Origin of the sequence: Acidovorax sp. HDW3, assembly GCF_011303755.1 — a bacterium.
Classification (GTDB): Bacteria; Pseudomonadota; Gammaproteobacteria; order Burkholderiales; family Burkholderiaceae_C; genus Paenacidovorax.
The window spans coordinates 1,247,510-1,273,072 of the sequence record NZ_CP049885.1; the positions used below are offsets into that span (position 1 = coordinate 1,247,510).

The window sequence follows — 25,563 nt, forward strand, 5'->3', positions numbered from 1 at the left end:
CCTATTGTGGCCCGAGAGGAAAGCAGACGAATGCAGCGTTCAGTGCTGTGGTTTGGTGCGGTAGAACTGCAGCGGCTTTTCCTGCATCTCGCGCTGGTGCTGGGCGATGACGGATTTTTTCATCTTGCCCACTACGTGCATCTCGCACGGCTTGCAGTCAAACACCAGCTTGAGTTTTTCCTTGCCGTTGATGAGCTGCAGCGGCTCCGCCTTGATCGTGCCCTTGACGCCAATCACCCCCTTGGCCTGCTTGGGGCACAGGCTCATGGAAAAGCGCACGCAGTGCTTGGTGATCATCAGGCTGACTTCGCCTTCTTCTTCCTTGCTCTCGTAGGCCGCGTCAATCACCTGCACGCCGTGCTTCACATAGAAGTCGTGCGCCTTGTGGTTGAAGACGTTGGCCAGGTAGGTCAGGCGGTCTTCGGGGAAGGGCGCGGGCGGCTCTACGGGGGCGGCGCGCTGCAGGCGCACAAAGCCTTTGGCACGCGCGGCTTCGAGTGCCGCCACGGCGTCCCGGCGCAGCGCGTTCAGCGCCGACGCGGGCACGAACCAGGGCTGCGCGAGTTTGAGCTCTAGGCTGTGCAGGGCAAACAGCGTGGTGCCAAACCGGCTCAATTGCTCGCGCAGGCTGGCTTCGGCGCGGGCGGCGTCGGTGGCATTTTGGTGCGGCTGGGTGATTTGGGCGCTGCCGACAAAGCCGTCCTCGTCGGTGAGCTGCAGGGCAAAGCCATCGGGCGTTTCCTGCAGCGCGGCCCACAGGCCGATGCGGCGCTCGCTCGATTTTTTCTCCAGCTGGCGCACCCAGTCCATGTCGCGGTTGCGGTTGACCTCCAGGCCCTTGCGCAGGTCTTTGAAGCTGGCAATCTCGTTCTTGGGGAAGACGCGCCAGATGCCCTTCTTGGGCGCTACGCATTCGGCGCGGTTGAGGTGTACACCCACCAGCTCTTTTTGCAGGTCGTAGTAGCACAGGCCGTCGCCGTTGTGCAGCACGGTGGTTTTGTCGCTCACTTCGAGCTCGAACCAGTCGGCGCCGATTTGTGTCACCCAGCCGATGGCGCGGCCAGGCTGCTTGGGCGTGTCGAACGCGCCAATGTCCTGCTGGCGGCCATTGACGAAGTAGTCGGTGAACTCGCGGTTGAAGTTCTGCTCCGGGTCGGGCGTGAAGCTGAACGTGGTGCTGCCGCTGGAGGAGCGCGCGAATTCGCCTTCCTCGATGATCTCGTCGAGCAGCTTGCGGTAATGCGCCGTGATGTTCTTCACGTAGCCCAGGTCTTTGTAGCGGCCCTCGATCTTGAAGCTGCGCACACCGGCGGCAATCAAGGCGCGCAGGTTGCCGGACTGGTTGTTGTCCTTCATCGACAGCACATGCTTTTCGTGCGCGAGGATGCGGCCGGCGCCGTCGAGCACCTCGTAGGGCAGGCGGCACGCCTGGTTGCAATCGCCCCGGTTGGCGCTGCGCCCGGTGTGCGCGTGGCTGATGAAGCACTGGCCCGAGTAGGCCACGCACAGCGCGCCGTGGATGAAGTATTCGATGGTGGTGCGCGCCGGGTCGGTGGCGGCGCGCACGGCGGCGATTTGCTGCAAATCGAGCTCGCGCGCCAGCACGATTTGCGACAGGCCCACGTCCTGCAGAAAGCGTGCTTTTTCGGGCGTGCGGATGTCGGTCTGCGTGCTCGCGTGCAGCTGGATGGGCGGCAGGTCGATTTCCAGCAGGCCCATGTCCTGGATGATGAGCGCGTCGGCCCCGGCCTCGTACACCTGCCAGGCCATGCGCCGGGCGTCCTCCAACTCATCGTCGCGCAAGATGGTGTTGAGCGTGACGAAGATGCTGGCGTTGAAGCGGTGCGCGTGGGCTATGAGGCGCTCCAACTCGCGCAGCTCGTTGCCGGCGGTGGCGCGCGCGCCAAAGGCCGGGCCGCCGATATAGACGGCGTCGGCGCCGTGGTCGATGGCGGCGATGCCGATATCGGCGTTGCGTGCCGGGGAGAGCAGTTCGAGCTGGTGCGGGAGCAAAGACATAGGGGGCGGATTATCCCCGCGCGCTGTTTTTCCGTGCAGTTCGGGGCTTTTGCGCGCTACAGTGCGCCCTTTTGCCCCAGGAGATGGAATGCGCTCGATTTTCACGATCACGGCATTGGTCTTGGCCCTGGGCATCGTCGGCATGTTGGCCAAAAAGCAATGGACCAGCAGCCGCGTGCCCCTGGTGCCCGCAGCGCAAGGCGGCGCAACGGGCACGGCGCAGCAGCAAAGCCAGCAAATTCAGCAGCAGGTGCAGCAGCAAATGGACCAACTGATGCAAAAGCCACGCCCCATGCCGGACGATGAATCCAAGTAAAATTGGCCTCTAGCCCTTATCTATCAAGCGCGAGCAGCTATCAAAAAATGAGCAATGAAAGCGCCGATCAAGCCTGGATGCGCCAGGCCCTGGCGCTGGCGCAAGCTGCCGCCAAGGCCGGCGAAGTCCCCGTAGGGGCCGTGCTGGTGCAAGACGGGGTGGTATGGGGCCAGGGCCACAATGCCCCGATCGCCAGCTGCGACCCCACGGCGCACGCCGAGATGCAGGCGCTGCGCCAGGCGGCGGCGCAGCGGGAAAATTACCGGCTCGACGGCAGCACGCTCTACGTCACGCTCGAACCCTGCGCCATGTGCAGCGCCGCGCTGATGCACGCCCGTGTGGCCCGGGTGGTCTATGGCGCAGCCGAGCCCAAAACCGGCGCGGCGGGATCGGTGCTCGATCTGTTTGCTTACCCTGAGCTCAACCACCACACCCAGGTGCAAGGCGGGGTGCTGGCGCAGGAGTGCGGGGCCTTGCTGCAAGACTTTTTCCGCCAGCGCCGCCAGGCGCAGCGTCAGCAGGCCCAGCCCCTGCGCCCGGATGCGCTGCGCACGCCCGAGCGGTGCTTTGCCCCCTGCCACCCGGCGGGCCAGTACGTGAGTGACCTGCCCGCGCTCGCCGGCCTGCGCCTGCACTACCACCTGCTCGGGCCGGCGCAGGCCGAACGCACCTGGCTGCTGCTGCACGGCAGCGAGGGCTGGAGCGAATCCCTGCTGCCCTGGGCGCAGGCGCTGGTGGGCGCCGGCGAGCGCGTGCTGTGCCCCGACCTGATCGGCTTTGGCCGCAGCGACAAACCCAAAAAAACCAATTTGCACCAACCCCAATGGCACGCCCAGGTGCTGCGCGAGCTGTGCCAGCGGCTGCAAATAGAGCCCGCCTTGCTGTGCTGCGGGCAGTGGCGGCAAGGCGAGGGCGCCGACGCGGCACTCCTTGCTGCGCCCTTCCCCGACGCCGGGCACCGCGCCGGGCCGCAGGCGTTGGCGCGCTGGGCGCCGTATGCCCTAGCCCGGGCCCTGGGCCTGGCCGGTGTGTGGCTGCTGGCGCCGCAGCCACAGCCGCAACCGGTGATGGCTATGGAATACTCGCCGCTTTGATTCGATCCTACGGAGCAGGCCCGCGCGGGCCTGAGAACCGCCTTGTCTTCCTCGACCACGCCCCCCCACGCCTGCGGCCCGGCCTGCACCCACGAACACCAGCGCCAGGGGCCGCAGCATATCTATGTGTACTCCCCCTCGGGCGCGGTGCGCGACAAGGCGGCGTTCAAGCGCGGCATTGCGCGTTTGCGGGCCCTGGGGCATGGGGTGGAAATCGACCCATCGGCGCTGCAGAGCCACCAGCGCTTTGCCGGTGATGACGCCACGCGCCTGGCCGCCATCGAGCGCGCGGCCCGCAGCGGCGCCGACGTGGCCTTGATCGCGCGCGGCGGCTATGGCCTGACGCGTCTGCTCGACCAGATCGACTACCGGCTGCTCGAACACGCCGTCGCCCAGGGCACGCAGTTCGTCGGCCTGAGCGACTTCACCGCCTTGCAGCTGGCGCTGCTGGCCCAAACCGGCACCACGACCTGGGCCGGGCCGGCGCTGCTGGGCGACCTGGGGCGCCCCGAGGAGCCCGACGACATCATGCTCGCCTGCTTGGACGACCTGCTCGCCGGCCAGGGCGAGGGCGCAGGCTGGTGCTGCCCCAAAGAAAAATCTCTGCCCGAAGGCCAGGATATTTATGTGGACGACGCCACGCTCTGGGGCGGCAACCTGGCCATGTTGTGCGCCCTGGTGGGTACGCCCTACCTGCCGCCAGTCCAGGGCGGGGTGTTGTTTTTGGAAGACGTGGCCGAGCACCCCTACCGCATCGAGCGGATGCTGACCCAGCTCTTGTACGCCGGCATCCTCGGGCAGCAAAAAGCCATCGTCCTGGGCCAGTTCACCGACTACCAGCTCTCGGGCCACGACAAGGGCTTCAAACTCGCCAGCGTGGTCGATTGGCTGCGCAGCCGCCTTGCCGTGCCAGTGGTCTGCGGCCTGCCGTTTGGCCATGTGCCGACCAAGGTGCTGCTGCCGGTGGGCGCGCGGGTGTCGCTCTCGGTCGAAGGGCGCGATGCGCTGATTTATTGGGGACACATTTAAAAATCGCGTGTTTTCAGTGAAAACCCCTGGCTGAGAGCTTGTTCTAACCGCACGGCCAGGGCGTTTGCGGGCCGCGATTGCTGCAATACTGGGTTTTTCTTTGTACGCAAGCAAAACCACATGGCGACTCGGGGCTCTTCATCGGAATTTCGTATCTTGGCGCTCAGCGGCGGCGGCTACCTGGGGCTGTACGCGGCCGTGGTGCTGGCCGACCTGGAGGCGCGCGTGGGCGAGCCGCTGGGGCGGCGCTTTGACCTGATCGCCGGCACCTCGGTCGGCGGCCTGCTGGCCATGGCGCTGGCGTTTGAAGTGCCGATGCGCGAACTCGTCAAGCTCTTTCTGGAACGTGGCGAGGAGGTGTTCTCCTCGCGCCGCCTGCCCACCGGGGCCGTCTCGCGCCTGCTCGATCTGTCGCGCTCGGTCATGGGGCCCAAATACACCGGCGAGGCGCTGCGCAAGGAGCTGACGCGCTACTTTGGCAAATGCACCCTGGGCGACGCGCTGCACGCCGTCGTCGTGCCGGCGGTGGACGTGACGCGCAGCGTGACCAAGGTGTTTAAAACCCCCCACGCCCAGGCTTCAGAGGGCGATGCAGGCTACAGCGCCGTGGATGTGACCCTGGCCACTTGCGCCGCGCCGGCGTTTTTCCCGAGCGTGCATGTGGGCGGCAAGCTCTATGCCGATGGCGGCTTGTTCGCCGTTGCCCCCGATCAGGTGGCGCTGCACGAGGCCGAGCATTTCATGGGCGTCAAGCCGGCGCGGGTGCGGATGCTGTCGCTGGGCACGGCCACCATGGGCTACCAACCGGCAGAAAAACCCGAAGCAGATGTGGGCGCCGTCGGCTGGCTGTCTGAAGGGCGCCTGATCATGACCATGCTTGCTGTGCAGCAGCAGCACGTGCAAGCCATCATGGAAGACCGGCTGGGCGATCGCTACATGCGCCTCGATGCCCACTGGCCAGCGCAGGCCGGCCTGGGTATCGACGTGGCCACCAAAGAAGCCGCCCAGACCTTGATGGCCCTGGGGCACGGCACTTTGCGTGAACTCGACGAAGTGCGGTTGGGGAAATTTTTGTAAAAAAATTGGGGTCAAAAAAATTGGGGGATTTGGCCCCCAATTTTTTACGCCATCGTCATCAGCTGCGCATTGCCGCCGGCGGCGGCGGTGTTGGTGCTGATGGATTGCTCGTGGCACAGCGCCGCCTGGTCGTAGCCCTGGCCGGCGCGCAGCTCGTCGCTGCTGCGGCTGTCGATGCGCACGATGGCACCGCTGCGCTGGCTCAGGGTTTGGCTGATGTGCAGGAGCGCGTCGCCGTCGCCCTCGAACAGGAGGGCGGCAACGGGCTGGGCGTCGTCGGCCAGGCCGGTGGACTCGGCGCTGTGCAGCCAGGCCACGCCGGCATCGCCCGCCGTGGCGCGCAGGGTTTGCCACAGTTCGGCGCAGGCGCTCTCACCGGCGGGCAGCACCACATGGCAGGGGTTGCCGCTGGCCAGGGCGGCGGCCACTTGATAAACCAGGCCCAGGGCGCTGCGCGGCAGGGCCCAGACGGGGCCGCGTGGCAGCAGGCGGTAGCGGTTGGCCTCGCCCGTGGGGCCGGGCAGCAGCCAGCTCGCGCCCAGGCGGCTGGCGGCCAGGGCCTGGTCGCAGGCGGCGCGTGCGAGCTGCTGCTCGGCAGCCGACAGGGGCAAGGGCAGGGTGCGCAGCTGCTGCAGCAGCACCAGGCTGGGCTGGGGGGCGGGGGCTTCGGCGCGCGGCAGCGGCGCCAGGGCGGCGTTGGGGCTGCCTTGCACCAGGCGGTGCAGGTACAGCGGCCCGCCGGCCTTGGGGCCGGTGCCCGACAGGCCCATGCCGCCAAAGGGCTGCACGCCGACGACGGCGCCGATGACGTTGCGGTTGACGTAGATGTTGCCGGCGTGCACGCGCTCGCTCAGGTGCGCAATGGTTTCGTCGATGCGGCTGTGGATGCCAAACGTCAGGCCGTAGCCGGTGGCGTTGATGCTCTCGAGCAGCTGGTCGAGCGCTTCGCGGCGGTAGCGCACCACATGCAAAACGGGGCCGAAAACCTCACGGGTCAAGCGTGAGATGCTATCAATTTCGATGATGGTGGGGGCGACGTAATGCCCCAGCGGCAGGCCCGCGCTGCCCGCTTGCACGCGGGTGACTTTTTGTCCCGCCGCTTGCAGGCGCTCGATATGGGCCTCGATCTGCGCGCGGGCCTCGTCGTCGATCACGGGGCCGACGTCGGTGGCGAGCTGGTCCGGGTTGCCCAGGCGCCATTCCTTGAGGGCCTCGCGCAGCATGGTGAGCTGGCGCTCGGCCACGTCTTCCTGCAGGCACAGCAGGCGCAGCGCCGAGCAGCGCTGGCCGGCCGAGTCGAAGGCCGAGGCCAGCACGTCGGCCACCACCTGCTCGGCCAGGGCTGAGGAATCGACCACCATGGCGTTCTGGCCGCCGGTTTCGGCAATCAGCGGAATCGGGTGGCCACTGGGCGCCAGGCGGCTGGCGAGCTGGCGCGCGATCAGGCGCGCAACCTCGGTCGAGCCGGTGAACATCACCCCGGCCACCTGCGGCTGCGCCACCAGGGCTGCGCCCACGGTTTCGCCCTTGCCGGGCAGCAGCTGCAGTGCGGCGCTCGGCACGCCAGCCTCGTGCAGCAGGGCGACCATGGCGGCGGCCGTGAGCGGCGTTTGCTCGGCCGGCTTGGCCAGCACGGCGTTGCCGGCGGCCAGGGCGGCGGCCACCTGGCCGCAGAAGATGGCAAGCGGGAAGTTCCAGGGGCTGATGGCCAGCACCACGCCCAGGGGGCGCTGCGCGGCGTTGTCAAAATCGGCCGCCACTTGGGCGCCGTAGTAGCGCAAAAAGTCCACGGCTTCGCGGATTTCGCCCACCGCGTTGGCCAGGGTTTTGCCGGCCTCGCGCACGATCAGGCCCATGAGGGGTTGGCTGCGCTGCTCCAGCAGGTCGGCGGCGCGCGCCAGCACGTCGGCGCGCGCGGCTGGCGGCGTGCCGGCCCAGATGGGCGCGGCCTGCGCGGCGCGTTCGGCGGCGGCCTGCACTTCGGCGGCGCTGGCTTCGCGCACCCAGCCGACGGTGTCGCTGAGCAGGGCCGGGTTGGCCAGGCGCTGCCAGCCTTCGGCCTGCGCCGGCTGCTCGGGCAGGGCGCTGCCGCTGGCGGCGGCCAGATAGGTGTCGCGCGTGCTGTGCAGCAAGGCGGCGGCGAGCGAGGCGAGCTGCTGCTCGTGCGCCAGGTTCAGGCCGCGCGAGTTGCTGCGCGCTTGCGTGCCCAGGCTGGCGAACAGGTCCTGCGGCAGGGCAATGCGCGGGTGCGGTGCGCCCAGGCGGCCTTCTTGCTGGGCGATGCGCAGGGCCTCGTCCACCGGGTCGGCCACCAGCTCGGCCACGGGCACGCTGGCGTCGCCGATGCGGTTGACGAACGAGGTGTTGGCGCCGTTTTCCAGCAGGCGGCGCACCAGGTAGGCGAGCAGTGTCTCGTGGCTGCCCACGGGGGCGTAGATGCGGCAGGGGCGGGCGAGCTTGCCGTCGGCTGCAGCGCCCGTGACCTGGGCGTACAGCGGCTCGCCCATGCCGTGCAGGCACTGGAATTCGTACTGGCCGCTGTAGTAGCTGCCGCCGACGTTGGCGGCCAGCTGGTAGATGCTGGCCAGGGTTTGCGCGTTGTGCGTGGCAAATTGCGGGTAGATGGCCTCGGGCGCTTCGAGCAGCTTGCGCGCGCAGGCGAGGTAGCTGACGTCGGTATAGACCTTGCGCGTGTACACCGGGTAGCCGGCCTGGCCGTCGAGTTGGGTGCGCTTGATCTCGCTGTCCCAGTAGGCGCCCTTGACCAGGCGCACCATCAGGCGGCGGCGGCTGCGCCGTGCCAGATCGACGAGGTAGTCAATGACCTGCGGGCAGCGCTTTTGGTACGCCTGGACGACGAAGCCGATGCCGTTCCAGCCGCGCAGCGTGGGTGCGGCGCACAGGGCTTCGAGCAGGTCGAGCGAGAGTTCGAGCCGGTCGGCCTCCTCGGCGTCGATGTTCATGCCGATGTCGTACTGCTTGGCCAACTGCGCCAGGTGCAGCACGCGCGGCAGCAGCTCGCCCATGACGCGCTCGTACTGCGCGCGCGCGTAGCGCGGGTGCAGCGCCGAGAGCTTGATGGAGATGCCCGGGCCTTCAAAAATGCCGCGCCCGGCAGACGCCGCGCCGATGGCGTGGATGGCCTGCTCGTAGGCTTGCAGGTAGCGCTGCGCGTCCTGCTCGGTGGCGGCGGCCTCGCCCAGCATGTCGTAGCTGTAGCGAAAGCCCTGCTGCTCGTACTTGCGGCTGTTGGCCAGCGCCTCGGCAATGTGCTGGCCGGTGACGAATTGCTCGCCCATGAGCTTCATGGCGCGGTGCACGCCCTGGCGAATGAGCGGCTCGCCGCCCTTGCCAATGACGCGCGTGAGCGCCGTGGACAGGCTTTTTTCGCTGCTGGTGCTGGTGAGCTTGCCCGTGAGCACCAGACCCCAGGCGGCGGCGTTGACGAAGAGGGACGGCGAGCGACCGACGTGCGACTTCCAGTCGCCCCGGCTGATCTTGTCGCGGATGAGCGCGTCGCGCGTTGCCTTGTCGGGGATGCGCAGGAGGGCTTCTGCCAGGCACATCAGCGCCACGCCTTCCTGGCTGGAGAGGGAAAACTCCTGCACCAGCGCAGCCACGCCGCTGGCCACGGGCGCATCGCGCAGGCCCTGCACCAGGCGGCTGGCGAGCTCACGCACCTTGGCGGCCTGTGCGTCGTCCTGGCTGCGCGCCAGGGGCAGCAGCGCGGGCAGGCATTCGGTCTCGGGCCGGTGCCAGGCTGCGGTGATGGCCGCGCGCAGCTCGGTCTGCGGCAAGATGGACTGGGCAAACTCCAGAAACGGCTGCACCTCGGTGCTGGCGGCGGTGGTGGTGGGCTCGCTGCCTTCGTCCTCCGCTGCCGTGCCCAGGGGCAGCAGGCGGATGGTGCTGGCGCCGCGTTCGAGCGCGTCGATGTACTGCAGCACCGCCTGTTTGATGAGCCAGTGCGGCGTGCGGCCCAGGTTCTGGGCGTTGGTGCGGATGCGCTCGCGCAGCGCGTCATCGACTTTGATGCCAATGGTGGTGGACATGGGGGGAATCCTCGCTCAAGGCGGAAAAGGTGCAACCAAATATGGCCTTGACTGTGGCAGAGGTTGCACCTTTTTAAAAACGGGGTAAACCCTAGAAATCGTGGATAGAGATTGCAACCATAGGTCTGGTAACAAAGAGCGCCACCGTTACACTGACAGCTTTGCGCCTGTATAGGAACGTTCGATGCAGTCCACTTCCGTCATCGTTTTTGCTGATATTGCTGGCAGCACGGCTTTGTACGAGGTTTTGGGCAACGAACGCGCCGCCGAGGCCGTGACGCTGGTGGTGGGCGCCATGGCGCGCAGCATCGAGGCCGGGGGCGGGCGCGTGGTCAAAACCCTGGGCGACGGTGTGCTGGCGGTGTTTGCCGATGGCGTGCTGGCGCGCAACGCCACGGCGGCGCTGATGCGCAACCATGCACAGCAAATGCAGGACTGGCCCAGCGACATGGGGCTGGAAGTGCGCGTGGGCGTGGCCGGCGGGGAGATCGTGGAGGTCGATGGCGATTGCTATGGCGACGCCGTCAACCTGGCCGCCCGCCTGTGCGAGCGCGCCCGCCCGGGCGAAGTCTGGTTCAGCGCCAGCGCCGTACCCGAGCTGGCGCGGGCGCAGGAGCAGGGTTTTGTGCGCCTGGGCACGCTGGTCATCCGGGGCAAGAGCGAATCCATACTGGTGTACGGCCTGGAGTGGCGCCAGGACGAGGATTTGGAGGCGCAAACCGTGCTCACCCACCTGCCCAGCACCTTCGGCCCGCCGCCGACCGAGCCGGCGCAGCTGCAGGTGCAGTGGGGCGATGAGGGCCGGGTGTTTGGCGCCGGCGACATGCCGCTGCTGCTCGGGCGCGCGCCGCAGTCGCAGGTGTTCGTCAACGACCCGCGCGTCTCGCGCGAGCACGCGCGCATCGAGTGGAGCCGGGGCGCGTTCGCCCTGGTCGATCTGAGCCGCTTTGGCACCTGGCTGCGCTTTGACGGCCAGGAGCCGCTGCTGCTGCGCCGTGACAGCTGCCTGCTGCACGGCAGCGGCGCCATCGCCCTGGGCGTGGTCTTTGCCGACAGCAGCGCGCCGGTGCTGCGTTTTCAAGTCTCAGATAGCGGCGTTTTGTGCAAAAAAATAGCTCTAGCGCTTGATGGGTAAGCGCTAGCAGCTATTAAAAATATAGCATCAAGCGGCTGGGCGCGGGCTGCGCGGCGCCCACTTGGCCAGCTCCCACTTGGCGATGGAGGCGCGGTGCACTTCATCGGGGCCGTCGGCAAAGCGCAGCGTGCGGGCGTTGACGTAGGAGAACGCCAGGGGCGTGTCCTCGCTCACGCCGGCGCCGCCAAACACCTGCATCGCCCAGTCGATCACCTGGCAGGCCATGCTCGGGGCGACGACTTTAATCATCGCAATCTCGGTCTTGGCGACTTTGTTGCCCACGGTGTCCATCATCCAGGCGGCCTTGAGCGTCAAGAGGCGTGCCATGTCGATCTGGCAGCGGGCGTTGGCGATGCGCTCCTGCGTCACGCCCTGCTGCGCCAAGAGCTTGCCAAAGGCGGTGCGTGCCAGCGCGCGCTGGCACATCAGCTCCAGCGCCCGTTCGGCCTGGCCAATCAGGCGCATACAGTGGTGGATGCGCCCGGGGCCCAGGCGGCCCTGGGCAATCTCAAAACCCCGGCCTTCACCGAGCAAGATGTTTTCTGCCGGCACGCGCACGTTTTCAAACAGCACCTCGCCGTGGCCGTGCGGGGCGTCGTCGTAGCCAAACACGCTCACCGGGCGCACCACGGTGATGCCGGGGGTGTTGGCGGGCACGACGACCATGCTTTGCTGCAGGTGCTTGGGCGCGTTGGGGTCGGTCTTGCCCATGGTGATGAGGACTTGGCAGCGCGGGTCGTTGGCGCCCGATGTCCACCACTTGCGGCCGTTGATGACGTAATGGTCGCCGTCGCGCTCGATGCGGGTGCAGATGTTGGTGGCGTCGCTCGATGCCACCTCGGGCTCGGTCATGGCAAAGCCCGAGCGGATGTGGCCATCGAGCAGCGGGCGCAGCCACTGCGCCTTGATGGCCTCGCTGCCGTAGCGGGCAATCGTCTCCATGTTGCCGGTGTCGGGGGCGGAGCAGTTGAACACCTCGCTGGCCCAGAACACGCGGCCCATGACCTCGGCCAGCGGCGCGTATTCGGCGTTCGTCAGGCCCGCGCCGTGGTAGCCCGAGGCTTGGGCGGTATCGACCGGCAAAAACAAATTCCACAGCCCCGCCTGCTGGGCCAGGGGTTTGAGGCGCTCGCTCGTTTGCAGCGGCGTCCAGCGTTTGCCCGCTGCCGTGTTGGCCGCCAGCTCGGCGGCCCAGGCGGCTTCGGCCGGGTAGATGTGCTCCTGCATAAAGGCTTGCAGACGCTCTAGCAGGTCTTGGGTTTTGGGCGAGTAGGCGAAGTCCATGGGTGTTTTCCTTCACAAAAATAAAAATCGGGGCGCAGCTGCGCCCACCCCGGGGTCTAGCCAGGGTGGCGTGGTGGTGAAAAGTCTTAGCGCTGCGCGAACGACCAGGCCAGCTCGGCCAGCGGGCGCGCGGTGGCGCCAGCGGCCTTGGCCTCGGCGCTGGCGGCGGTGCCGGCCTGCACGCGCTTGGCAATGCCTTGCAAGATGGCGGCGACGCGGAACATGTTGTAGGCCATGTAGAAGTTCCAGTCGGTCAGCAGCGCGTCAGCGTCGGCCAGGCCGGTGCGCGCGCAGTAGCGGCGGATGTAGTCGTGCTCGCTGGGGATGCCCAGGGCGGCCAAATCCAGCCCGCCAATGCCCCGGCTCAGGCTCGCCGGCACGTGCCAGCTCATGCAGTGGTAGGCAAAATCGGCCAGCGGGTGGCCCAGGGTGGACAGTTCCCAGTCGAGCACGGCAATCACACGCGGCTCGGTGGGGTGGAACATGAGGTTGTCCAGGCGGTAGTCGCCGTGCACGATGGCCACGCGCCGCTCGTCCAGGGCGCTGGCGGGCATGTGCGCCGGCAGCCAGGCCATGAGCTGCTCCATCTCGGCAATCGGCTCGGTGATGCTGGCCTGGTATTGCTTGCTCCAGCGCCCGATCTGGCGCGCAAAGTAGTTGCCTGGCTTGCCAAAGTCGGCCAGCCCCCGGGCGGCAAAATCGACGCTGTGCAGCGCGGCGATGACGCGGTTCATCTCGTCGTAGTAGGCGCCGCGCTCAGTGGTCGTCATGCCGGGCAGGGACTGGTCCCAGAGCACGCGCCCCTGCAAGAATTCCATGATGTAGAAGGCGCGGCCCATGATGGCCTCGTCCTCGCACAGCGCCAGCATTTGGGGCACGGGCACGTCGGTGCCGGCCAGGGCCTGCATGACGGCGTATTCGCGCTCGATGGCGTGCGCCGAGGGCAGCAGCTTGGTCACCGGCCCGGGCTTGGCACGCATCACGTAGGTGGCGCTGGGGGTGATGAGCTTGTAGGTCGGGTTGGACTGCCCGCCCTTGAACATTTCCACCGTCAGCGGGCCGGCAAAACCCGGCAGGTGCTGCGCCAGCCAGGTGGCCAGGGCGTTGGTGTCGAAGCTGTGGCGCTCGCTCACGGGGCGGGTGCCTTGGAAATGGTCAAAGTTGCTCATGGGCAGTGAGTGGGGTCGTTAAAAAAGTTATGAATCAGCCACGGCAATGCGCAGCAGCGCTTCGCGCTGGCGCACCACCAGGCCACTGGGCTCGATGCGGATCGCGTCCTCGCGCTCCATGGCCTTGAGTTCCTGGTTCACGCGCTGGCGCGAGGCGCCCAGCAGCTGGGCCAGTTCTTCCTGCGCCAGCTGCAGGCTGATGCGGATCTCGCCATCGCTCGACAGGCTGGGCGCGCCGTAGCTGCGCACCAGGTGCAGCAGCTGCTTGGCCAGGCGCGCGCGCAGCGGCAGGGTGTTCAAATCCTCGACCAGGCCGTAGAGCTGGCGGATGCGCCGCGCGTGCAGGCGCAACAGCGCCTCGTACAGCTCGACGTGCTGGGCCAGGATTTTTTGAAAATCGGCCTTGGAGACGCACAGCATGGTGGTCTCGCCATGGGCGTAGGCGTCGTGCGTGCGCCGGTCGCCGTCGAACAGCGCCACATCGCCCAGCCAGATGCCGGGCTCGACGTAGGTCAGCGTGATCTGCTTGCCCGACAGCGAGGTCGAGCTCACGCGCACCGCACCCCGGGCGCAGGCCGTCCACTCCTCGGGCAGGTCGCCGCGTGCACAGATGAGTGCACCATCCTTGAACCGTTTGACGTAAGCGCATCGCAGAATGTCGTGCCGCAGGGAGGGCGAAAGGCTTGAAAACCAGCGACCGGAATTGATCGCTTCTCTTTCTTCAATCGTAAGAATGGGGTCGTCCATGGTCTGTCGTTTGGGTGACTGGGGATGGCTGCATTGTCGCGTGGGGGACGAGTGCTGCTGGTCGCTTGGGTGTCTATCCTGGAAAACGCTATTTAATTGTTTGATACGATTGTTTTTCATAATCGAGTTTTGCACCCCTTTTCTGCTGCTGTCAGCGGGGCCATCCATGCCAGAATGGCCTGCACAAAAAAAGAAACTACTGTGAAAAAACGTCACATTCTTCTGGGGAGTAGCCTCTGTGCCATGGCGTGCAGCGTGGCGGCCCTGACTTTGGGCCCCAGCCACAGCACGGTGGTGTTGGGCGCGCCGATTGATTTGGTTTTCCCCGTCGAGCCCGACCCCGGCATGAGCCTGGCCGAAGCCTGCTTGAAGGCGCGGGTGATCGACGGCGAGCTGGAGGTGGGCGCCTCGCTCGTGCGCGTCAGCCCTGTGCCGGCGCGCGCCGGACACAGCCCGGCAGTGCGGGTGCAGGCCTTTACGGCGGCGCGCGAGCCGGTGCTGCAAGTGATCCTGATGGCGGGTTGCCAGGGCGCCGTCTCGCGCAGCTACACCTTTTTGACCGAGCCGCCGCTGTCTGCGCGCGGCCTGCAGGCACCGATTGACGTGGCGCGCCTGGCGCCGCCGGTGGCCGCTAAAACAGCCGCCGCCGCAGAGGCTGCGGCTGAAAAACCAGGCCGCCGCGCGCCGGCGCGCACCAAGGCCCAGCCCCAGGACGGCAGCGCAGCCCCCGCCCCCAAAGCCCTGCGCCCGGCAGCGCCGGCACGCAAGGCGGCCCCCCTGCCGTCGCCGCTGCCCACGGTGCGTGAGCGGCTGGTGATGGAGCCCCTGGAATTTTTCAGCGACACCGCTGCCACGCTGCACCTGAGCACCACCTTGACGCTGCCGCCGGGCGAGCCCGATGCGGCCGCGCGCGCGCAGGCGCTGGCGCTGTGGCAGGTGCTGCGCGCCGAGCCCCAAGAGCTGGCAGCGCACATGCAGGCCCAGGCCCAGGTCGAGCGCCTGAGCGCCGACCTGGCCCAGGCGCAAAGCCAGGGCAGCCAGGTGCGGGCCGACCTGGCAGTGGCGCAGGCGCAGCTCGAAAGAATGCAAGAGGAGCGCTTTGCCCCCGCCGTGGTCTATGGCCTGGGTGGGGCCGTGCTGCTGCTCGCTGGCCTGCTGGGCTGGAGCTGGCGGCGCGGCCAGCAGCGCCAGGGCCAGCAGCAGCGTGCCTGGCGCGATTCGGTGGCGCACGCGGTGGCGCTCGGGCAAAACTCCGTGCCTGCGCAGCCGTCAGCGCCTGCAACCGTGCCCGCGACGATGCCAGCGCCAGCGCCAGAACCGGCGCCGGCCATGGCCTCGGCCTCGGCCTCGGCCTCCGTGCCGCTGGCGCAGGGGAGCGATGAATCGCCCACCTTGCCGCTGCCAACGGCTTTGCCGTCGGCACAGCAGCCAGCGCCGCAGCGGGTGCAGGCGCAGCAGCCGGCGGCAACGCTTTCGGCCAACCAGGCCGCGCTGCAGCTCGTCAACCCCGAGGAGCTGTTCGACATCTTGCAGCAGGCCGAATTTTTCATCTCCGTGGGCGAGCACGAACAGGCCATTGCCGTGCTGCGCCAGCACATTGCCGAGCGTGGTGCCAGCTCGCCCTTTAGCTACCTGGAGCTGCTGCGCCTGTACCACCAGCTTGGGCGGGCCGATGATTTCGAGCTGCTGCGCACGCAGTTCATGCGCCGCTTCAACGCCGAGCTGCAGCCTTTTGCCCGCTTTGCCGACCAGGGGCGCAACCTGCTGTACTACACGGATGCCTTGGCGGAAATCGAGGAGCAGTGGACATCGGCCTCGGTGCTGGGGCTGCTCGAAGGCTATTTGTTTTTGCAAGAAGGCCAGGGTGCCAGTGCCCCGGCTTTTGACCTGGCCGCTTACGACGATCTGCTGCTCTTGCTGAGCATTGCCCAGACCACCCCGGCCAGCGCCCGGGGCGCACCGCCGCCGCGCCAGCGCACCACGCCGCTGGGGCCGCCGGCGGCGCCGGCGCTGCCCGAGGTGCAGCCGGCTGCGCCCGACTGGGGCCAGGCGTCGAGCGAGCCGCCGCAGCCGGTGGCGGCGCAGACGCTCGATTTTTTGCTCGATGACCTGGCGCTCGAACCCTACAGCCGCCCCGCGCCCCTGGCGGCCAAGCCGCTGTCGCAGGCCATGCTGGACGTGGACTTGAGCGCGCCCCCACCCATCACCTTGAACGATTTGCCCGACATGGCCCCCACCCCGGCGCCCGCGCCAGGCCAGGCCGTGGGTTTTGGCGCCAGCGACGACAAATTCGAGCTGCGCTTTGAACTGGAGCACAAAGAGCGGCCTGGGCCGCGCTTTTGACGCCGGCTCAGGCGGCCAGCAGCTGCAATAGCTGCTGCGCCTGCTGCTCCGGCTCGGGCGCCTGGACCAGGGCGCGCACCACCGCGATCGAGCCCACGCCGGTGGCGCGGATGGCGCCAAACTGCTCCGCCCCAATGCCGCCAATGGCGACCAGCGGGTAGCCCGCCAGCAGCTGCACATAGGCCGTGAGCCGCGCCAGGCCCTGGGGGGCTGTGGCCATTTTTTTCAGCGTCGTGGGGAACACGGCACCCAGGGCGATGTAGCTCGGCGCCACGGCGTCGGCACGCAGCATCTCGGCGTAGCCGTGGGTGCTCAGGCCCAGGCGCAGGCCGCTGGCGCGCAGCGCGGCGAGCTCGGCAGCGCTGAGTGCATCGAGGTCTTCCTGCCCCAGGTGCACGCCGTAGGCGCCGGCGGCGATGGCTTCGCGCCAATGGTCGTTGATGAACAGCCGCGCGCCCGTGCCCTGCACGGCGGTCACGGCGGCGTGCACCTCCTGCGCCACCACGGCAGCCTCTTCACTCTTGCAGCGCAGCTGCAGCGTGGGCACGCCGGCGCGGGCCATGCGCGCCACCCAGGCGGCGTCGGGCAGCACGGCGTACAGGCCCAGTTGCGCCGGGCAGGCGGGGAAGGCGCCGGCGCGTGCGCGCCCCTGCACGCCAAAGTCGCGCCCGTCGGCGGGCCAGAGCGTGGCGTCAAACTGGCCCAGGCGGGCGCTTTGGCGCTCCCAGGCCTGGGCCAGGCACTGCGCGTCGGCGGCGATAAAACCCAGCTGGCTGCAGGCCGCGAGCGCGCCCTGGTAGATGCTGCTGGCATGGGCCGGGCTGGGGGGCGTTGGTTGGGCGGCAAAACCCTGCCAGCGGGCGGCGTGAGCGGTGACGATGGCCTGCGCCAAAGCGGCGGCGCTGTTCATGCGCGCGCCTGCTCGTGGTGCCAGAAGGGCGTGCCCAGCACCGGCGTGCTCGGCTGCGCGGCCTCTTGCTGCGCCATGGCGCCGGCACGGCGTGCGGCGCGGCCGGCGGCGACGGCGTCGGCAAAGGCGCCGGCCATGGCCACGGGGTCTTGCGCCAGGGCGACGGCGGTGTTGAGCAGCACGCCGTCAAAGCCCCATTCCATCACCTGGCAGGCGTGCGAGGGCAGGCCCAGGCCGGCATCGACCAGCAGCGGCACGGCCAGGCGCTCGCGCAAGAGCTGCAGGGCGTAGGGGTTCATGGGCCCGCGCCCGGTGCCAATCGGTGCGGCCCAGGGCATGATGGCCTGGCAGCCGACATCGACCAGGCGCTGGCATTGCACCAGGTCTTCGGTGCAGTAGGGCAGCACCTGAAAGCCGTCTTTGATGAGCAGGGCGGCGGCTTCGATGGTGCGCTGGCTGTCGGGCTGCAGGGTGTAGTCGTCGCCGATGACTTCGAGCTTGATCCAGGGCGTGTCGAAGACTTCGCGCGCCATCTGCGCCGTCGTCACGGCTTCTTGCACGCTGTGGCAGCCGGCGGTGTTGGGCAGCACCGGCACCTGCAGTTTCTTCAGCAGCTCCCAAAAGCCGTGGCCGCCCTGGCTGCCGGTGTTGACGGCGTTGATGCCCTGGCGGCGCAGCGAGGCCGTGACCATGGCCGGCCGCGCGCGGGCCACGGCCGCTTCGAGCAGCGCCGGCGAGGGGTAGCGCGCCGTGCCCAGCAGCAGGCGGCTGGCAAAGCGCTGGCCGTAGAGTACGAGCGCGTCTTGGGGTTCGGTTGCGGTGGGGGTCGTCATGTGGATTACTCCTGTTTTGATAGCTGCTGGCGCTTGTCTGGCAAGCGCTAGAGCCATTTTTTATTGGTATCAGCCGCCGGTCACGGGGGAGATGACCTCGACCGCGTCGCCCTCGTGCAGCGCGCAGCTGGCGTAGGCGCTGCGCGGCACGAAGGAGGTGTTCACGGCCACGGCAAATGGTGGGCGCGCGGCGAGGGCGGCGAGGGCATCTTGCACCGTGGCGGCGTCCGGCAGGGTGAAGGGCTGCTGGTTGATGGTGACGTTCATTCGAAGGCCGGCCCTTGCAGGGCAATGCCCCATTGCTGCGCCAGCGCGCTGCTGCCCTGGGTGAGCAGCTGCAGGGCGGCGTCGTGCAGCGCGGGCGCCTGCATGAAGCCGTGGCGGTACATGCCGTTGAGCTCCAGCACCCGGGGCTGGATTTGGCGGATGGCGGGCTGGTTGTCGGGCAGGGTGGGGCGGCAGTGGGTGTTGAGCTCCAGGATGCGGCCCTCGGCAAAGCCGCTGTGGATGGCGTACACGGCGCTCAGCAGCTCCAGCGCCGAGCGCACGCTCACGCCCGAGCGGTCGTCCGATTCGATCTCGGTGGCGCCGATGACGAACACATGGTTTTCCTTGGGCGCGACGTAGATGGCGTAGCGCGGGTGCACCAGGCGCGTGGGGCGCGCGAGCGTGACCTCGGGGGCGTGGATGCGGATGACCTCGCCGCGTACGCCGCGCACCTGCGGCCATTGGCGGGCGGCGCCAATGCCCCGGCAGTCGAGCAGCCAGTCCGGGCCGCCGGCCTGGCCGGGGGTGAAGTCGCCCACCTCGCGCGGGCTGTGCCAGTGCGCCTGCACGCCCAGCTGCTGCATCTGCAGCGTGAGGGCGGCAAACAGCTGGCGGTTGTCGATCTGGCCTTCGCCCGGCAGCAGCAGGCCCTGGGCAAAGCGCCCGGCCAGGGCCGGGTCGGCCTGGGCCACGCCCTCGGCGTCCAGGGCCTGCATGTCCGGCAGGCCGCTGACCTGGCCCCGGGTGCGCTCGAACAGGCTGCGCAGGCGCGCCGCCTCGGGCGCGTCCTGGCGGTGCCAGACGACGAGGGTGCCGTTTTGCTGCCAGTACACCGGCGCCGGCAGCGCTGCGATCAGCTCGGGCCAGCGCGTGAGCGCGTGCTGGCCCATGCGCACGATGTTGGCCTCGGCCACCACCGATTCGGCCAGGGGCGCGACCATGGCGGCGGCCACCGTGGCGGCCGAGCCCTCGCCGGCCGGGCCGGCGGCGTCGAAAATCTCCACCCGGTGTCCCTGGCGTGCCAGGCTGGTGGCCAGCAGGCGCCCGAGCAGGCCGGCGCCGAGGATGGTGATGGAGGAGGAAGCAGCGAGGGTGTGCATGGCGAGGTGTCCGCAGTCCTGAAAAGGTTCAAGGGAGGGGACAAAACGCGGGGCGCGGGCAGGCGCTGCGCCGGTGAAAACTCCCCACGCCAGCATGATCTGGATCGGGTGCGGAGGGTGTTTCTCAGCCGGCCATCTGCACGATGGAGGCACCCCTGTTTCGTCCGTGGCGGCGATTACAGCACAGCCCGCAAGGCCCTGGGCTTGACCTGGGGCAGATCGTGGGCACGCTGCTGGCAGCGGCCATAATTTTCACCATGACCCGTTTGCACGACTTTCCCACTGCGCGCCGCTACGTGCGCGTGCTCTCCATCGCCGGCTCCGACAGCGGCGGCGGCGCCGGTATCCAGGCCGACCTCAAAACCTTCAGCGCCCTGGGCTGCTACGGCATGACGGCGGTGAGCGCCATCACGGCGCAAAACACCTGCGGCGTGCGCGCCATCCACGGCGTGCCGCCAGACATCCTGCGCGCGCAGATTGCCGCCGTGGTGGAAGACATCGGCGTCGATGCCGTCAAGATCGGCATGTTGCATTCGCCCGAGGTGGTGGCCGTGGTGGCCCAGGCGATCCGCGAGTACCAGCTGGCGCAGGTGGTGCTCGACCCGGTGATGGTCGCCACCAGCGGCGACCGCCTGATGGCCGAGGAAACCGTGGCCGTGCTGGTGCGCGAGCTGTTTCCCCTGGCCACCGTCGTCACCCCCAACCTGGACGAGGCGGCGCTGCTGCTGGGCCGGCCGGTGGCCGATGCGGATGCGCTGGACGCAGCGGCGCAGGCGCTGCTGGCGTTGGGCGCGCGCGCCGTGCTGCTCAAGGGCGGGCACCTGCCTGGCGACTGGGTGGTGGACCTGCTGGCCCAGCCCGGTGCGCCGCTGCAGCGCCTGGAGAGTGCGCGCATCGCCACGCCCAACGGCCACGGCACGGGCTGCACGCTGTCGTCGGCGGTGGCGGCGTATTTGGCCCAGGGCCTGCCGCTGGCGCAGGCCGTGGCGCAGGCACGCGCCTACATCCTGGGCGCCATTGCGGCGGGCGCAGGCGTGCGCACCGGCAGCGGCCAGGGGCCGCTCAACCATGGCTTTGCGCCGCTGGCGCAGCTGCAGCGCTGAAAATTAAGAAACGCCCAGGCGCTGCTGCAGCAAGGCGCTGCTGCTGGTGTATTCGAGCGCAATTTTGTCCCCGGCCAGCCATTCGGCGGCGGCAAAGGCGGCCAGCGTGGCCTCGTGAAAGCCGCAGGCGATGAGCTTGCGCTTGCCGGGGTAGCTGACGGCGTCGCCCACGGCGTAGATGCCGGGCACGCGGGTGGCAAAAGTGGCCGGATCGACCACGAGCTGCTTGCGTTCGAGCTGCAGGCCCCAGTCGGCAATGGGGCCCAGGCGCGGCACCAGGCCCAGGCGCACGATGAGCTGATCCAGGGGTATCTGGCGTGGTGGGCCTTCGGGGGGCAGGATTTCGAGTGCCGTCAGGCGCCCCTGCTGCTGCACGGCGCCGCAGGCCACGCCGATGGTGACGTGGATGCGCCCGGCTGCGCGCAGCGTGTGCAGTTGCGCCAGCAGCTCTGGCGGGGCGTCGAACACGTCGCGCCGGTGCTGCAGGGTGATGTGTGCGGCCCGCCGGGCCTCGGGGGCCGTGGCGCAGTCAATGGCCTGCTGCACGGCCGCCTCGCCCCCGCCGTGGATGACGATGCGCAGGCCCGCCAGGCAGGCCCGGGGCGGCAGCTGGTGCAGCAGCTGGGTGCCACCAAAGACTTCCAGCCCCGGCAGTTTGAGCGTGCGCGGCACAAAGGCGCCGACGCCGCTGGCGACGAACACGCAGCGCGCCTGCACCGCCGTTCCCTGGGCCGTGCGCAGGAGAAAACCGCCTTCGGGCAGGATTTCGAGCTGCTCCACCGGCGCGCCCAGTTGCCACTGCGGTGCAAAGGGCTGGATTTGCGTGGAGAGGCGCTGCACCAGTTCATTGCCGGTGCAGGCGGGCAGGGCGGGAATGTCGTAGATCGGCTTGTCGCCGTAGAGCTGGGCGCATTGCCCGCCGGGGGCGGGCAGGGCGTCGAACACATGCGCGCGCAGGCCCTGCAGGCCGAGCTGGAAGACCTGGTACAGGCCCACCGGCCCTGCGCCGATGACGGCGGCGTCGGTCTGCAGGGGCAGCTGCGGCATCAGCGCTGCAGGTCTTTGATCTTGCCGGGCTGGCCGTTGAACTCGTCGGCGTCGGGCAGGGCGGCCTTGCGCTTGGTGATCGCCTTCCAGCCGGGGGCATTGGTCAGCTCGGCGTTGATCTTGATGAAGGGATGCTCGGCGGCGGGCAGGTCTTCTTCGGCAAAGATGGCGTTGGCCGGGCACTCGGGCACGCAGACGGCGCAGTCGATGCATTCATCGGGGTTGATGACCAGCATGTTCGGGCCTTCGACGAAGCAATCGACGGGGCACACGTCCACACAGTCGGTGTATTTGCACTTGATACAGTTTTCGGCAACAACGTGGGTCATGGGTGTTCAGTTCTTTAAATAAAAAAGCAAGGCTTGCACCAACAGCGCCGTGACAGGGGTGGCCCGGGGCGCAACGCGGTTGGTACAAGTCCTGAAAGGGGTAACCCCCGATTTTAGGTGCTGGTACGGGGCTTGCCGCGTAGGCAGCCCCGAGAGGGTTGGGGTGAAACTTGACCCCTGTCAATTCACCAGCACAGCGCCCGCCGTCTTGTGGCTGGCGGTATCCACCAAAATCATCGCGCCCAGCACCCGGGCGCGGGTAAATGGCGCGGCGGGCAGGGGTTCTTGCAGCAGCAGTTCCACATGGCCGATGGCGTTGGGCGCCAGTTCTGCAGCGTCCTGTGCGGCCAGGGTGTGGATGTCGAGCTGGTGCACCACGCGGCGCACCTTGGCCTTGACCCAGCGGTGGCCGTGCAGCGCCCAGTACACGCGCCCGGCGACCAGGGGCTCGTCGTCCATCCAGGCCACCGTGGCCTGCAGCTCGCGCTGGCCGGGCCAGGGGCTTTGCGGCGCGGGGGTGTCGAAGTCGTCCTCGGCGGCCTGCACCGCTTGCGGCGCGGCCAGCAGCCAGTCGCCACGCGAGACGTCCACCTCGCGGTCGAGCACCACGCCGGCGCTCAAACCTGCCGCCACGTCCTGCGGGCGGCGGGCGTGGTCGAGCACCTGGGCCACGGTGGCCCGTTGCCCGCTGGGGAAAACCTGCACCTGCGCGCCCACCTGCGCCACGCCGGCGGCCACGCGGCCCCAGAACACGCGCCGGCCCTGGCTGGTGTTGGCAGACGCCGAGGCGGTTTTTTCCACCCACTGCACCGGCAAGGCCAGGGGCAGGGCGGTGTCGGTGGGCTGGTTGGGCAGCTGTTCGAGCACCTGCAGCAGCGTCGGGCCTTGGTAGCCGCACCAGCCAGCCTGGGCATCGACCACGTTCCAGCCCTTGAGCGCCGAGACGGGCACGGTGGCGGCCACAGTGATGCCCGCATCCTGCGCAAACTGCGCCAGCGCGGCGCGGATGTGGGCAAAGGCCAGGGCCGGGTCGGCCACGGCGTCGAGCTTGTTGACGGCGAACACCAGCGAATGCACGCGCAGCAGGTGTACCAGCAGGCTGTGGCGGCGCGTTTGCGCCAGCAGTTGCAGGTGGGGGTTTTGCCAGTCGAGCTTGGTGGCGTCCACCAGCACCACGGCGGCATCGGCCTGCGAGGCGGCGGTGACCATGTTGCGCGTGTACTGCTCGTGGCCGGGGGCGTCGCCGATGATGAACTTGCGCTCCTCGGTGGCGAAGTAGCGGTAGGCGACGTCGATGGTGATGCCCTGCTCGCGCTCGGCGGAAAGCCCGTCGGTGAGCAGCGCCAGATCGACCTCGCCCGAGCGCGTGACGCCAGCGATGTGGTCTTGCAGCACGGCGCGGCTATCGACCAAGAGGCGGCCAATCAGCGTGCTCTTGCCATCGTCCACGCTGCCGCAGGTGATGAAGCGCAGGGCGGAATTGTGGTTGTTTTGGTCTGTAGCGCTTGCTGGATCAGCGTGAGCAGCTATGGAATTGATAGTAATTGTCATGGTGTGCGTCTCGGTTGTGCGTGGCTTCCGGCCCCTCCCCCCTCGCGGGGGAGGGGTGGGGGAGAGGGGGTGTGCCCATGCCTGCGGCCCCCTCTCCCCGGCCCTCTCCCGCAAGGGGAGAGGGAGTGGTGGGCGCCTCAAGCGTCAAAGCGGTGTTTCAGAAATACCCGTCCTTCTTGCGCTTTTCCATCGAGGCTTCGCTCGTCTTGTCGTCCATGCGCGTGGCGCCGCGCTCGCTGACCTCGGCGGCCAGGGTTTCGATCACGATGTCGTGTGCGCTGGCGGCGGGGCTCTCCACCGGGCAGGTGCAGGTGATGTCGCCCACGGTGCGAAAGCGCACGGTGCGGGTTTCAATCTGCTCGCCGTCCTTGGGCGGCGTCAGTGGCGTGACGGGCACCAGCAGGCCCCGGCGCTCGACCACCTGGCGCTGGTGCGCGTAGTAGAGCTGGGGCAGGGCGATGTTCTCGCGGGCGATGTACTGCCACACGTCCAGCTCCGTCCAGTTGCTGATGGGGAAGACGCGGAAATGCTCGCCCGGGGCGATGCGGGTGTTGAACAGCGTCCACAGCTCGGGGCGCTGGGCCTTGGGCTGCCATTGGCCAAAGCTGTCGCGGTGGCTGAAGATGCGCTCCTTGGCGCGGGCCTTTTCCTCGTCGCGGCGCGCGCCGCCGATGAGGGCGTCGAAACGGAATTCCTCGATGGCCTCCAGGAGCGTGACCGACTGGTGCACGTTGCGCGATTCGCCCGGGTGGGCCAGGCGCACGGTGCCGCGTGCCATGGAGTCCTCCACGCTGCGCACGATCAGTTCGGCCCCTAATTCTTCAGCGCGAAAGTCGCGGAAATCCGTCACCTCGGGGAAGTTGTGGCCGGTGTCGATCATCAAGAGCGGGTAGGGGATGTGGCCGATGCCAAAGGCCTTTTCCGCGCACTTGAGCATCACCAGCGAATCCTTGCCACCCGAGAACAGCAGGGCGGGGCGCTCGAAGGCGGCGGCCACTTCGCGCAGGATGAAGATGGTTTCCTCCTCCAGCGCGTCGAGGTGGCGGTTGCTCAGGTGGTGGGCTGCGGGTTGCAGCGCGGCGGTGTCGGTACGGGCGTTCATGGTTGTTTTCCGGCAATGGGGTTCAGTGGGCCAAATGCAGGCCGCATTCGCGCTGCTCTTCGCCCTTGGTGGGGTCCACGTAGTCGAAGTTGTTGGGCAGGCCGTGCTGCGTGCAGTACTCGTGCAGCTCCTTGGACGACCAGTGCAGCAGCGGCGCCACCTTGATCAGCCCGTCGGGGTTGATGCTCACCGGCTCCATCTGCGCGCGCACGGCGCTGTCGGTGGCGCGCAGGGCGGTCAACCAGACCTGGGGCGCCGTTTCGCGCAGGGCGCGGGCAAAGGGTTCGAGCTTCACTTCCTGCGTGAAGGCGTCGTGGCCTGGTGCGCCAATGGCGGGCGTGGGGCCATCGACGGCCTCGCGGTGGGCGCGACTGCGCAGCGGCAGGTAGGTTTTGAGGTTGAGCTTGAGCAGCTTGCTCACCTCGTCGGCGTAGCGGTAGGTGGCGGGCGTGTTGTAGCCGTTGTCCATCCACACCACGGGCACGCCCGGCTGCACGCGGGTGACGAGGTGCAGGATCACGGCCTCGAAGGGGCGAAAGTTCGTCGTCACGATCGCCGTCTTGCCCAGGCCCAGCGCCCAGGCCACCAGGGCGCTGGCGTTGCGACCGAGCTCGGCGTTGATGCGGGCGAGGTCGATATCGGCTGCGCGGCTCATGCGGCCTCCCGGGCAAAGAGGGGGCGGGGTTCGAGCACATCGCCCTGGTAGAAGGCAGCGTAGCGGTCGAACTGGCGCTGGGCGGCAGCGGCGTCCACGCCCTCGGCCAGCACGGCGCTGGTAAAACCGCTGCGGTGCATGTGCACGAGTTGGTCGATGAGCACATCGCCCGTGGCGCGGATGTCGCCGGTGAACTTGTAGCGCCGGCGCAGCAGCACCGCCTGGCTGTAGGCGCGGCCATCGGTGAACTTGGGGAACTGCAGCTCGATGCACCCCACGCCTGCAAGCGCGCCGCTGGCGGCCAGATCGGCCAGTTCCGCGTCGTTGGCGATTTGCAAGGTGTTTTCGGCGCTAGCGCTTGTCTGGAGCGCGCTGGCAGCTATTATTTTCATAGTCATTCT

Annotated in this window: 22 protein-coding genes and 1 riboswitch; of the genes, 7 read left to right on the forward strand and 15 right to left on the reverse strand. The window is 68.3% G+C overall.

Features of this window, described 5'->3' with window-relative positions; translation table 11 throughout:
- Positions 1-39: 39 nt before the first annotated feature.
- Positions 40-2,019, reverse strand: coding sequence for a U32 family peptidase (locus G7045_RS05590; RefSeq protein ID WP_166158475.1), 1,980 nt, complete (start codon positions 2,017-2,019; stop codon positions 40-42).
- 88 nt (positions 2,020-2,107) lie between these two features.
- On the opposite strand from G7045_RS05590, the gene G7045_RS05595 reads away from it, so the two are divergent.
- From G7045_RS05595 to G7045_RS05610, 4 genes are all read left to right on the forward strand, one after another.
- Positions 2,108-2,335, forward strand: a complete 228-nt coding sequence (locus tag G7045_RS05595) for a hypothetical protein (RefSeq protein WP_166158478.1) — start codon at positions 2,108-2,110, stop codon at positions 2,333-2,335.
- Between the two features lie 47 nt (positions 2,336-2,382).
- The gene (gene tadA, locus G7045_RS05600) at positions 2,383-3,429 is read left to right on the forward strand and encodes a tRNA adenosine(34) deaminase TadA (protein ID WP_166158481.1); all 1,047 of its coding nucleotides are present in this window, start codon (positions 2,383-2,385) and stop codon (positions 3,427-3,429) included.
- A gap of 42 nt (positions 3,430-3,471) precedes the next feature.
- Positions 3,472-4,458: an LD-carboxypeptidase gene (locus G7045_RS05605; RefSeq protein ID WP_166158484.1), complete on the forward strand. Its 987-nt coding sequence runs from the start codon at positions 3,472-3,474 to the stop codon at positions 4,456-4,458.
- A 120-nt stretch (positions 4,459-4,578) separates the two neighbouring features.
- Positions 4,579-5,535 (forward strand): CBASS cGAMP-activated phospholipase, encoded by a 957-nt coding sequence (locus G7045_RS05610; RefSeq protein WP_166158487.1) that lies wholly within the window; start codon positions 4,579-4,581, stop codon positions 5,533-5,535.
- Between the two features lie 44 nt (positions 5,536-5,579).
- Here G7045_RS05610 and putA read toward each other — a convergent pair whose 3' ends face one another.
- On the reverse strand, positions 5,580-9,587 hold the full coding sequence (gene putA / locus G7045_RS05615; protein WP_166158490.1) for a trifunctional transcriptional regulator/proline dehydrogenase/L-glutamate gamma-semialdehyde dehydrogenase: 4,008 nt from the start codon (positions 9,585-9,587) through the stop codon (positions 5,580-5,582).
- A gap of 184 nt (positions 9,588-9,771) precedes the next feature.
- Between putA and G7045_RS05620 the strand changes: the two genes are divergently transcribed.
- Complete coding sequence (locus G7045_RS05620) at positions 9,772-10,722, forward strand: adenylate/guanylate cyclase domain-containing protein (RefSeq protein WP_166158493.1); 951 nt, start codon at positions 9,772-9,774, stop codon at positions 10,720-10,722.
- A 27-nt stretch (positions 10,723-10,749) separates the two neighbouring features.
- Here the strand turns inward: G7045_RS05620 and G7045_RS05625 are convergent, their stop codons facing one another.
- The 3 genes from G7045_RS05625 to G7045_RS05635 all read right to left on the reverse strand — a co-directional run bounded on the left by G7045_RS05625 (position 10,750) and on the right by G7045_RS05635 (position 13,922).
- A complete protein-coding gene (locus tag G7045_RS05625; RefSeq protein WP_166158496.1) occupies positions 10,750-12,006 on the reverse strand; it encodes an acyl-CoA dehydrogenase family protein in 1,257 nt (418 codons plus the stop codon).
- A gap of 86 nt (positions 12,007-12,092) precedes the next feature.
- Positions 12,093-13,175 (reverse strand): phosphotransferase family protein, encoded by a 1,083-nt coding sequence (locus G7045_RS05630; RefSeq protein WP_166158499.1) that lies wholly within the window; start codon positions 13,173-13,175, stop codon positions 12,093-12,095.
- Positions 13,176-13,202: 27 nt separating this feature from the next.
- Positions 13,203-13,922 (reverse strand): Crp/Fnr family transcriptional regulator, encoded by a 720-nt coding sequence (locus G7045_RS05635; RefSeq protein WP_166158502.1) that lies wholly within the window; start codon positions 13,920-13,922, stop codon positions 13,203-13,205.
- Between the two features lie 243 nt (positions 13,923-14,165).
- Between G7045_RS05635 and G7045_RS05640 the strand changes: the two genes are divergently transcribed.
- Positions 14,166-16,265, forward strand: coding sequence for a hypothetical protein (locus G7045_RS05640; RefSeq protein WP_166158505.1), 2,100 nt, complete (start codon positions 14,166-14,168; stop codon positions 16,263-16,265).
- Between the two features lie 7 nt (positions 16,266-16,272).
- Here G7045_RS05640 and thiE read toward each other — a convergent pair whose 3' ends face one another.
- The 4 genes from thiE to G7045_RS05660 form a co-directional block, all read right to left on the reverse strand.
- Positions 16,273-17,175: a thiamine phosphate synthase gene (gene thiE / locus G7045_RS05645; RefSeq protein WP_166158507.1), complete on the reverse strand. Its 903-nt coding sequence runs from the start codon at positions 17,173-17,175 to the stop codon at positions 16,273-16,275.
- Positions 17,172-18,008 (reverse strand): thiazole synthase, encoded by an 837-nt coding sequence (locus G7045_RS05650; protein WP_166158510.1) that lies wholly within the window; start codon positions 18,006-18,008, stop codon positions 17,172-17,174. The genes thiE and G7045_RS05650 overlap by 4 nt, the downstream gene beginning before the upstream one ends.
- Before the next feature lie 69 nt (positions 18,009-18,077).
- Complete coding sequence (gene thiS, locus G7045_RS05655; protein ID WP_166158513.1) at positions 18,078-18,275, reverse strand: sulfur carrier protein ThiS; 198 nt, start codon at positions 18,273-18,275, stop codon at positions 18,078-18,080.
- Positions 18,272-19,375: an FAD-binding oxidoreductase gene (locus G7045_RS05660; protein ID WP_166158516.1), complete on the reverse strand. Its 1,104-nt coding sequence runs from the start codon at positions 19,373-19,375 to the stop codon at positions 18,272-18,274. The genes thiS and G7045_RS05660 overlap by 4 nt, the downstream gene beginning before the upstream one ends.
- 64 nt (positions 19,376-19,439) lie before the next feature.
- Positions 19,440-19,542, reverse strand: a riboswitch (TPP riboswitch).
- A gap of 90 nt (positions 19,543-19,632) precedes the next feature.
- Here G7045_RS05660 and thiD point away from each other — a divergent pair.
- The gene (gene thiD / locus G7045_RS05665; protein ID WP_166158519.1) at positions 19,633-20,478 is read left to right on the forward strand and encodes a bifunctional hydroxymethylpyrimidine kinase/phosphomethylpyrimidine kinase; all 846 of its coding nucleotides are present in this window, start codon (positions 19,633-19,635) and stop codon (positions 20,476-20,478) included.
- A 3-nt stretch (positions 20,479-20,481) separates the two neighbouring features.
- Here the strand turns inward: thiD and G7045_RS05670 are convergent, their stop codons facing one another.
- The 6 genes from G7045_RS05670 to G7045_RS05695 all read right to left on the reverse strand — a co-directional run bounded on the left by G7045_RS05670 (position 20,482) and on the right by G7045_RS05695 (position 25,554).
- On the reverse strand, positions 20,482-21,525 hold the full coding sequence (locus tag G7045_RS05670; RefSeq protein ID WP_166158522.1) for an NAD(P)/FAD-dependent oxidoreductase: 1,044 nt from the start codon (positions 21,523-21,525) through the stop codon (positions 20,482-20,484).
- Positions 21,525-21,854 (reverse strand): ferredoxin FdxA, encoded by a 330-nt coding sequence (gene fdxA / locus G7045_RS05675; RefSeq protein ID WP_166158525.1) that lies wholly within the window; start codon positions 21,852-21,854, stop codon positions 21,525-21,527. The genes G7045_RS05670 and fdxA overlap by 1 nt, the downstream gene beginning before the upstream one ends.
- 180 nt (positions 21,855-22,034) lie before the next feature.
- Positions 22,035-23,405 (reverse strand): sulfate adenylyltransferase subunit 1, encoded by a 1,371-nt coding sequence (locus G7045_RS05680; protein ID WP_166158528.1) that lies wholly within the window; start codon positions 23,403-23,405, stop codon positions 22,035-22,037.
- Positions 23,406-23,562: 157 nt separating this feature from the next.
- Positions 23,563-24,507: a sulfate adenylyltransferase subunit CysD gene (gene cysD, locus G7045_RS05685; RefSeq protein WP_166158531.1), complete on the reverse strand. Its 945-nt coding sequence runs from the start codon at positions 24,505-24,507 to the stop codon at positions 23,563-23,565.
- Positions 24,508-24,529: 22 nt separating this feature from the next.
- Positions 24,530-25,162 carry a phosphoadenosine phosphosulfate reductase family protein gene (locus G7045_RS05690; RefSeq protein ID WP_166158534.1) on the reverse strand — a complete coding sequence of 211 codons (633 nt, stop codon included), beginning with the start codon at positions 25,160-25,162 and terminating at the stop codon, positions 24,530-24,532.
- A complete protein-coding gene (locus G7045_RS05695; RefSeq protein ID WP_166158537.1) occupies positions 25,159-25,554 on the reverse strand; it encodes a DUF934 domain-containing protein in 396 nt (131 codons plus the stop codon). Before G7045_RS05695 ends, G7045_RS05690 begins: the two co-directional genes overlap by 4 nt.
- Between the last annotated feature and the right edge of the window lie 9 nt (positions 25,555-25,563).

Bases quoted from the DNA above. Each gene is read 5' to 3' on its own strand.
- G7045_RS05695 (WP_166158537.1), bottom strand. From the start codon at position 25,554: ATGAAAATAATAGCTGCCAGCGCGCTCCAGACAAGCGCTAGCGCCGAA.
- putA (WP_166158490.1), bottom strand. From the start codon at position 9,587: ATGTCCACCACCATTGGCATCAAAGTCGATGACGCGCTGCGCGAGCGC.
- thiS (WP_166158513.1), bottom strand. From the start codon at position 18,275: ATGAACGTCACCATCAACCAGCAGCCCTTCACCCTGCCGGACGCCGCC.
- G7045_RS05595 (WP_166158478.1), top strand. From the start codon at position 2,108: ATGCGCTCGATTTTCACGATCACGGCATTGGTCTTGGCCCTGGGCATC.
- G7045_RS05670 (WP_166158522.1), bottom strand. From the start codon at position 21,525: ATGCCGCAGCTGCCCCTGCAGACCGACGCCGCCGTCATCGGCGCAGGG.
- G7045_RS05630 (WP_166158499.1), bottom strand. From the start codon at position 13,175: ATGAGCAACTTTGACCATTTCCAAGGCACCCGCCCCGTGAGCGAGCGC.
- thiD (WP_166158519.1), top strand. From the start codon at position 19,633: ATGACCCGTTTGCACGACTTTCCCACTGCGCGCCGCTACGTGCGCGTG.
- cysD (WP_166158531.1), bottom strand. From the start codon at position 24,507: ATGAACGCCCGTACCGACACCGCCGCGCTGCAACCCGCAGCCCACCAC.
- tadA (WP_166158481.1), top strand. From the start codon at position 2,383: ATGAGCAATGAAAGCGCCGATCAAGCCTGGATGCGCCAGGCCCTGGCG.
- G7045_RS05650 (WP_166158510.1), bottom strand. From the start codon at position 18,008: ATGACGACCCCCACCGCAACCGAACCCCAAGACGCGCTCGTACTCTAC.
- G7045_RS05640 (WP_166158505.1), top strand. From the start codon at position 14,166: ATGGCGTGCAGCGTGGCGGCCCTGACTTTGGGCCCCAGCCACAGCACG.
- G7045_RS05635 (WP_166158502.1), bottom strand. From the start codon at position 13,922: ATGGACGACCCCATTCTTACGATTGAAGAAAGAGAAGCGATCAATTCC.
- thiE (WP_166158507.1), bottom strand. From the start codon at position 17,175: ATGAACAGCGCCGCCGCTTTGGCGCAGGCCATCGTCACCGCTCACGCC.
- G7045_RS05610 (WP_166158487.1), top strand. From the start codon at position 4,579: ATGGCGACTCGGGGCTCTTCATCGGAATTTCGTATCTTGGCGCTCAGC.
- G7045_RS05680 (WP_166158528.1), bottom strand. From the start codon at position 23,405: ATGACAATTACTATCAATTCCATAGCTGCTCACGCTGATCCAGCAAGC.
- fdxA (WP_166158525.1), bottom strand. From the start codon at position 21,854: ATGACCCACGTTGTTGCCGAAAACTGTATCAAGTGCAAATACACCGAC.
- G7045_RS05625 (WP_166158496.1), bottom strand. From the start codon at position 12,006: ATGGACTTCGCCTACTCGCCCAAAACCCAAGACCTGCTAGAGCGTCTG.
- G7045_RS05590 (WP_166158475.1), bottom strand. From the start codon at position 2,019: ATGTCTTTGCTCCCGCACCAGCTCGAACTGCTCTCCCCGGCACGCAAC.
- G7045_RS05660 (WP_166158516.1), bottom strand. From the start codon at position 19,375: ATGCACACCCTCGCTGCTTCCTCCTCCATCACCATCCTCGGCGCCGGC.
- G7045_RS05620 (WP_166158493.1), top strand. From the start codon at position 9,772: ATGCAGTCCACTTCCGTCATCGTTTTTGCTGATATTGCTGGCAGCACG.
- G7045_RS05690 (WP_166158534.1), bottom strand. From the start codon at position 25,162: ATGAGCCGCGCAGCCGATATCGACCTCGCCCGCATCAACGCCGAGCTC.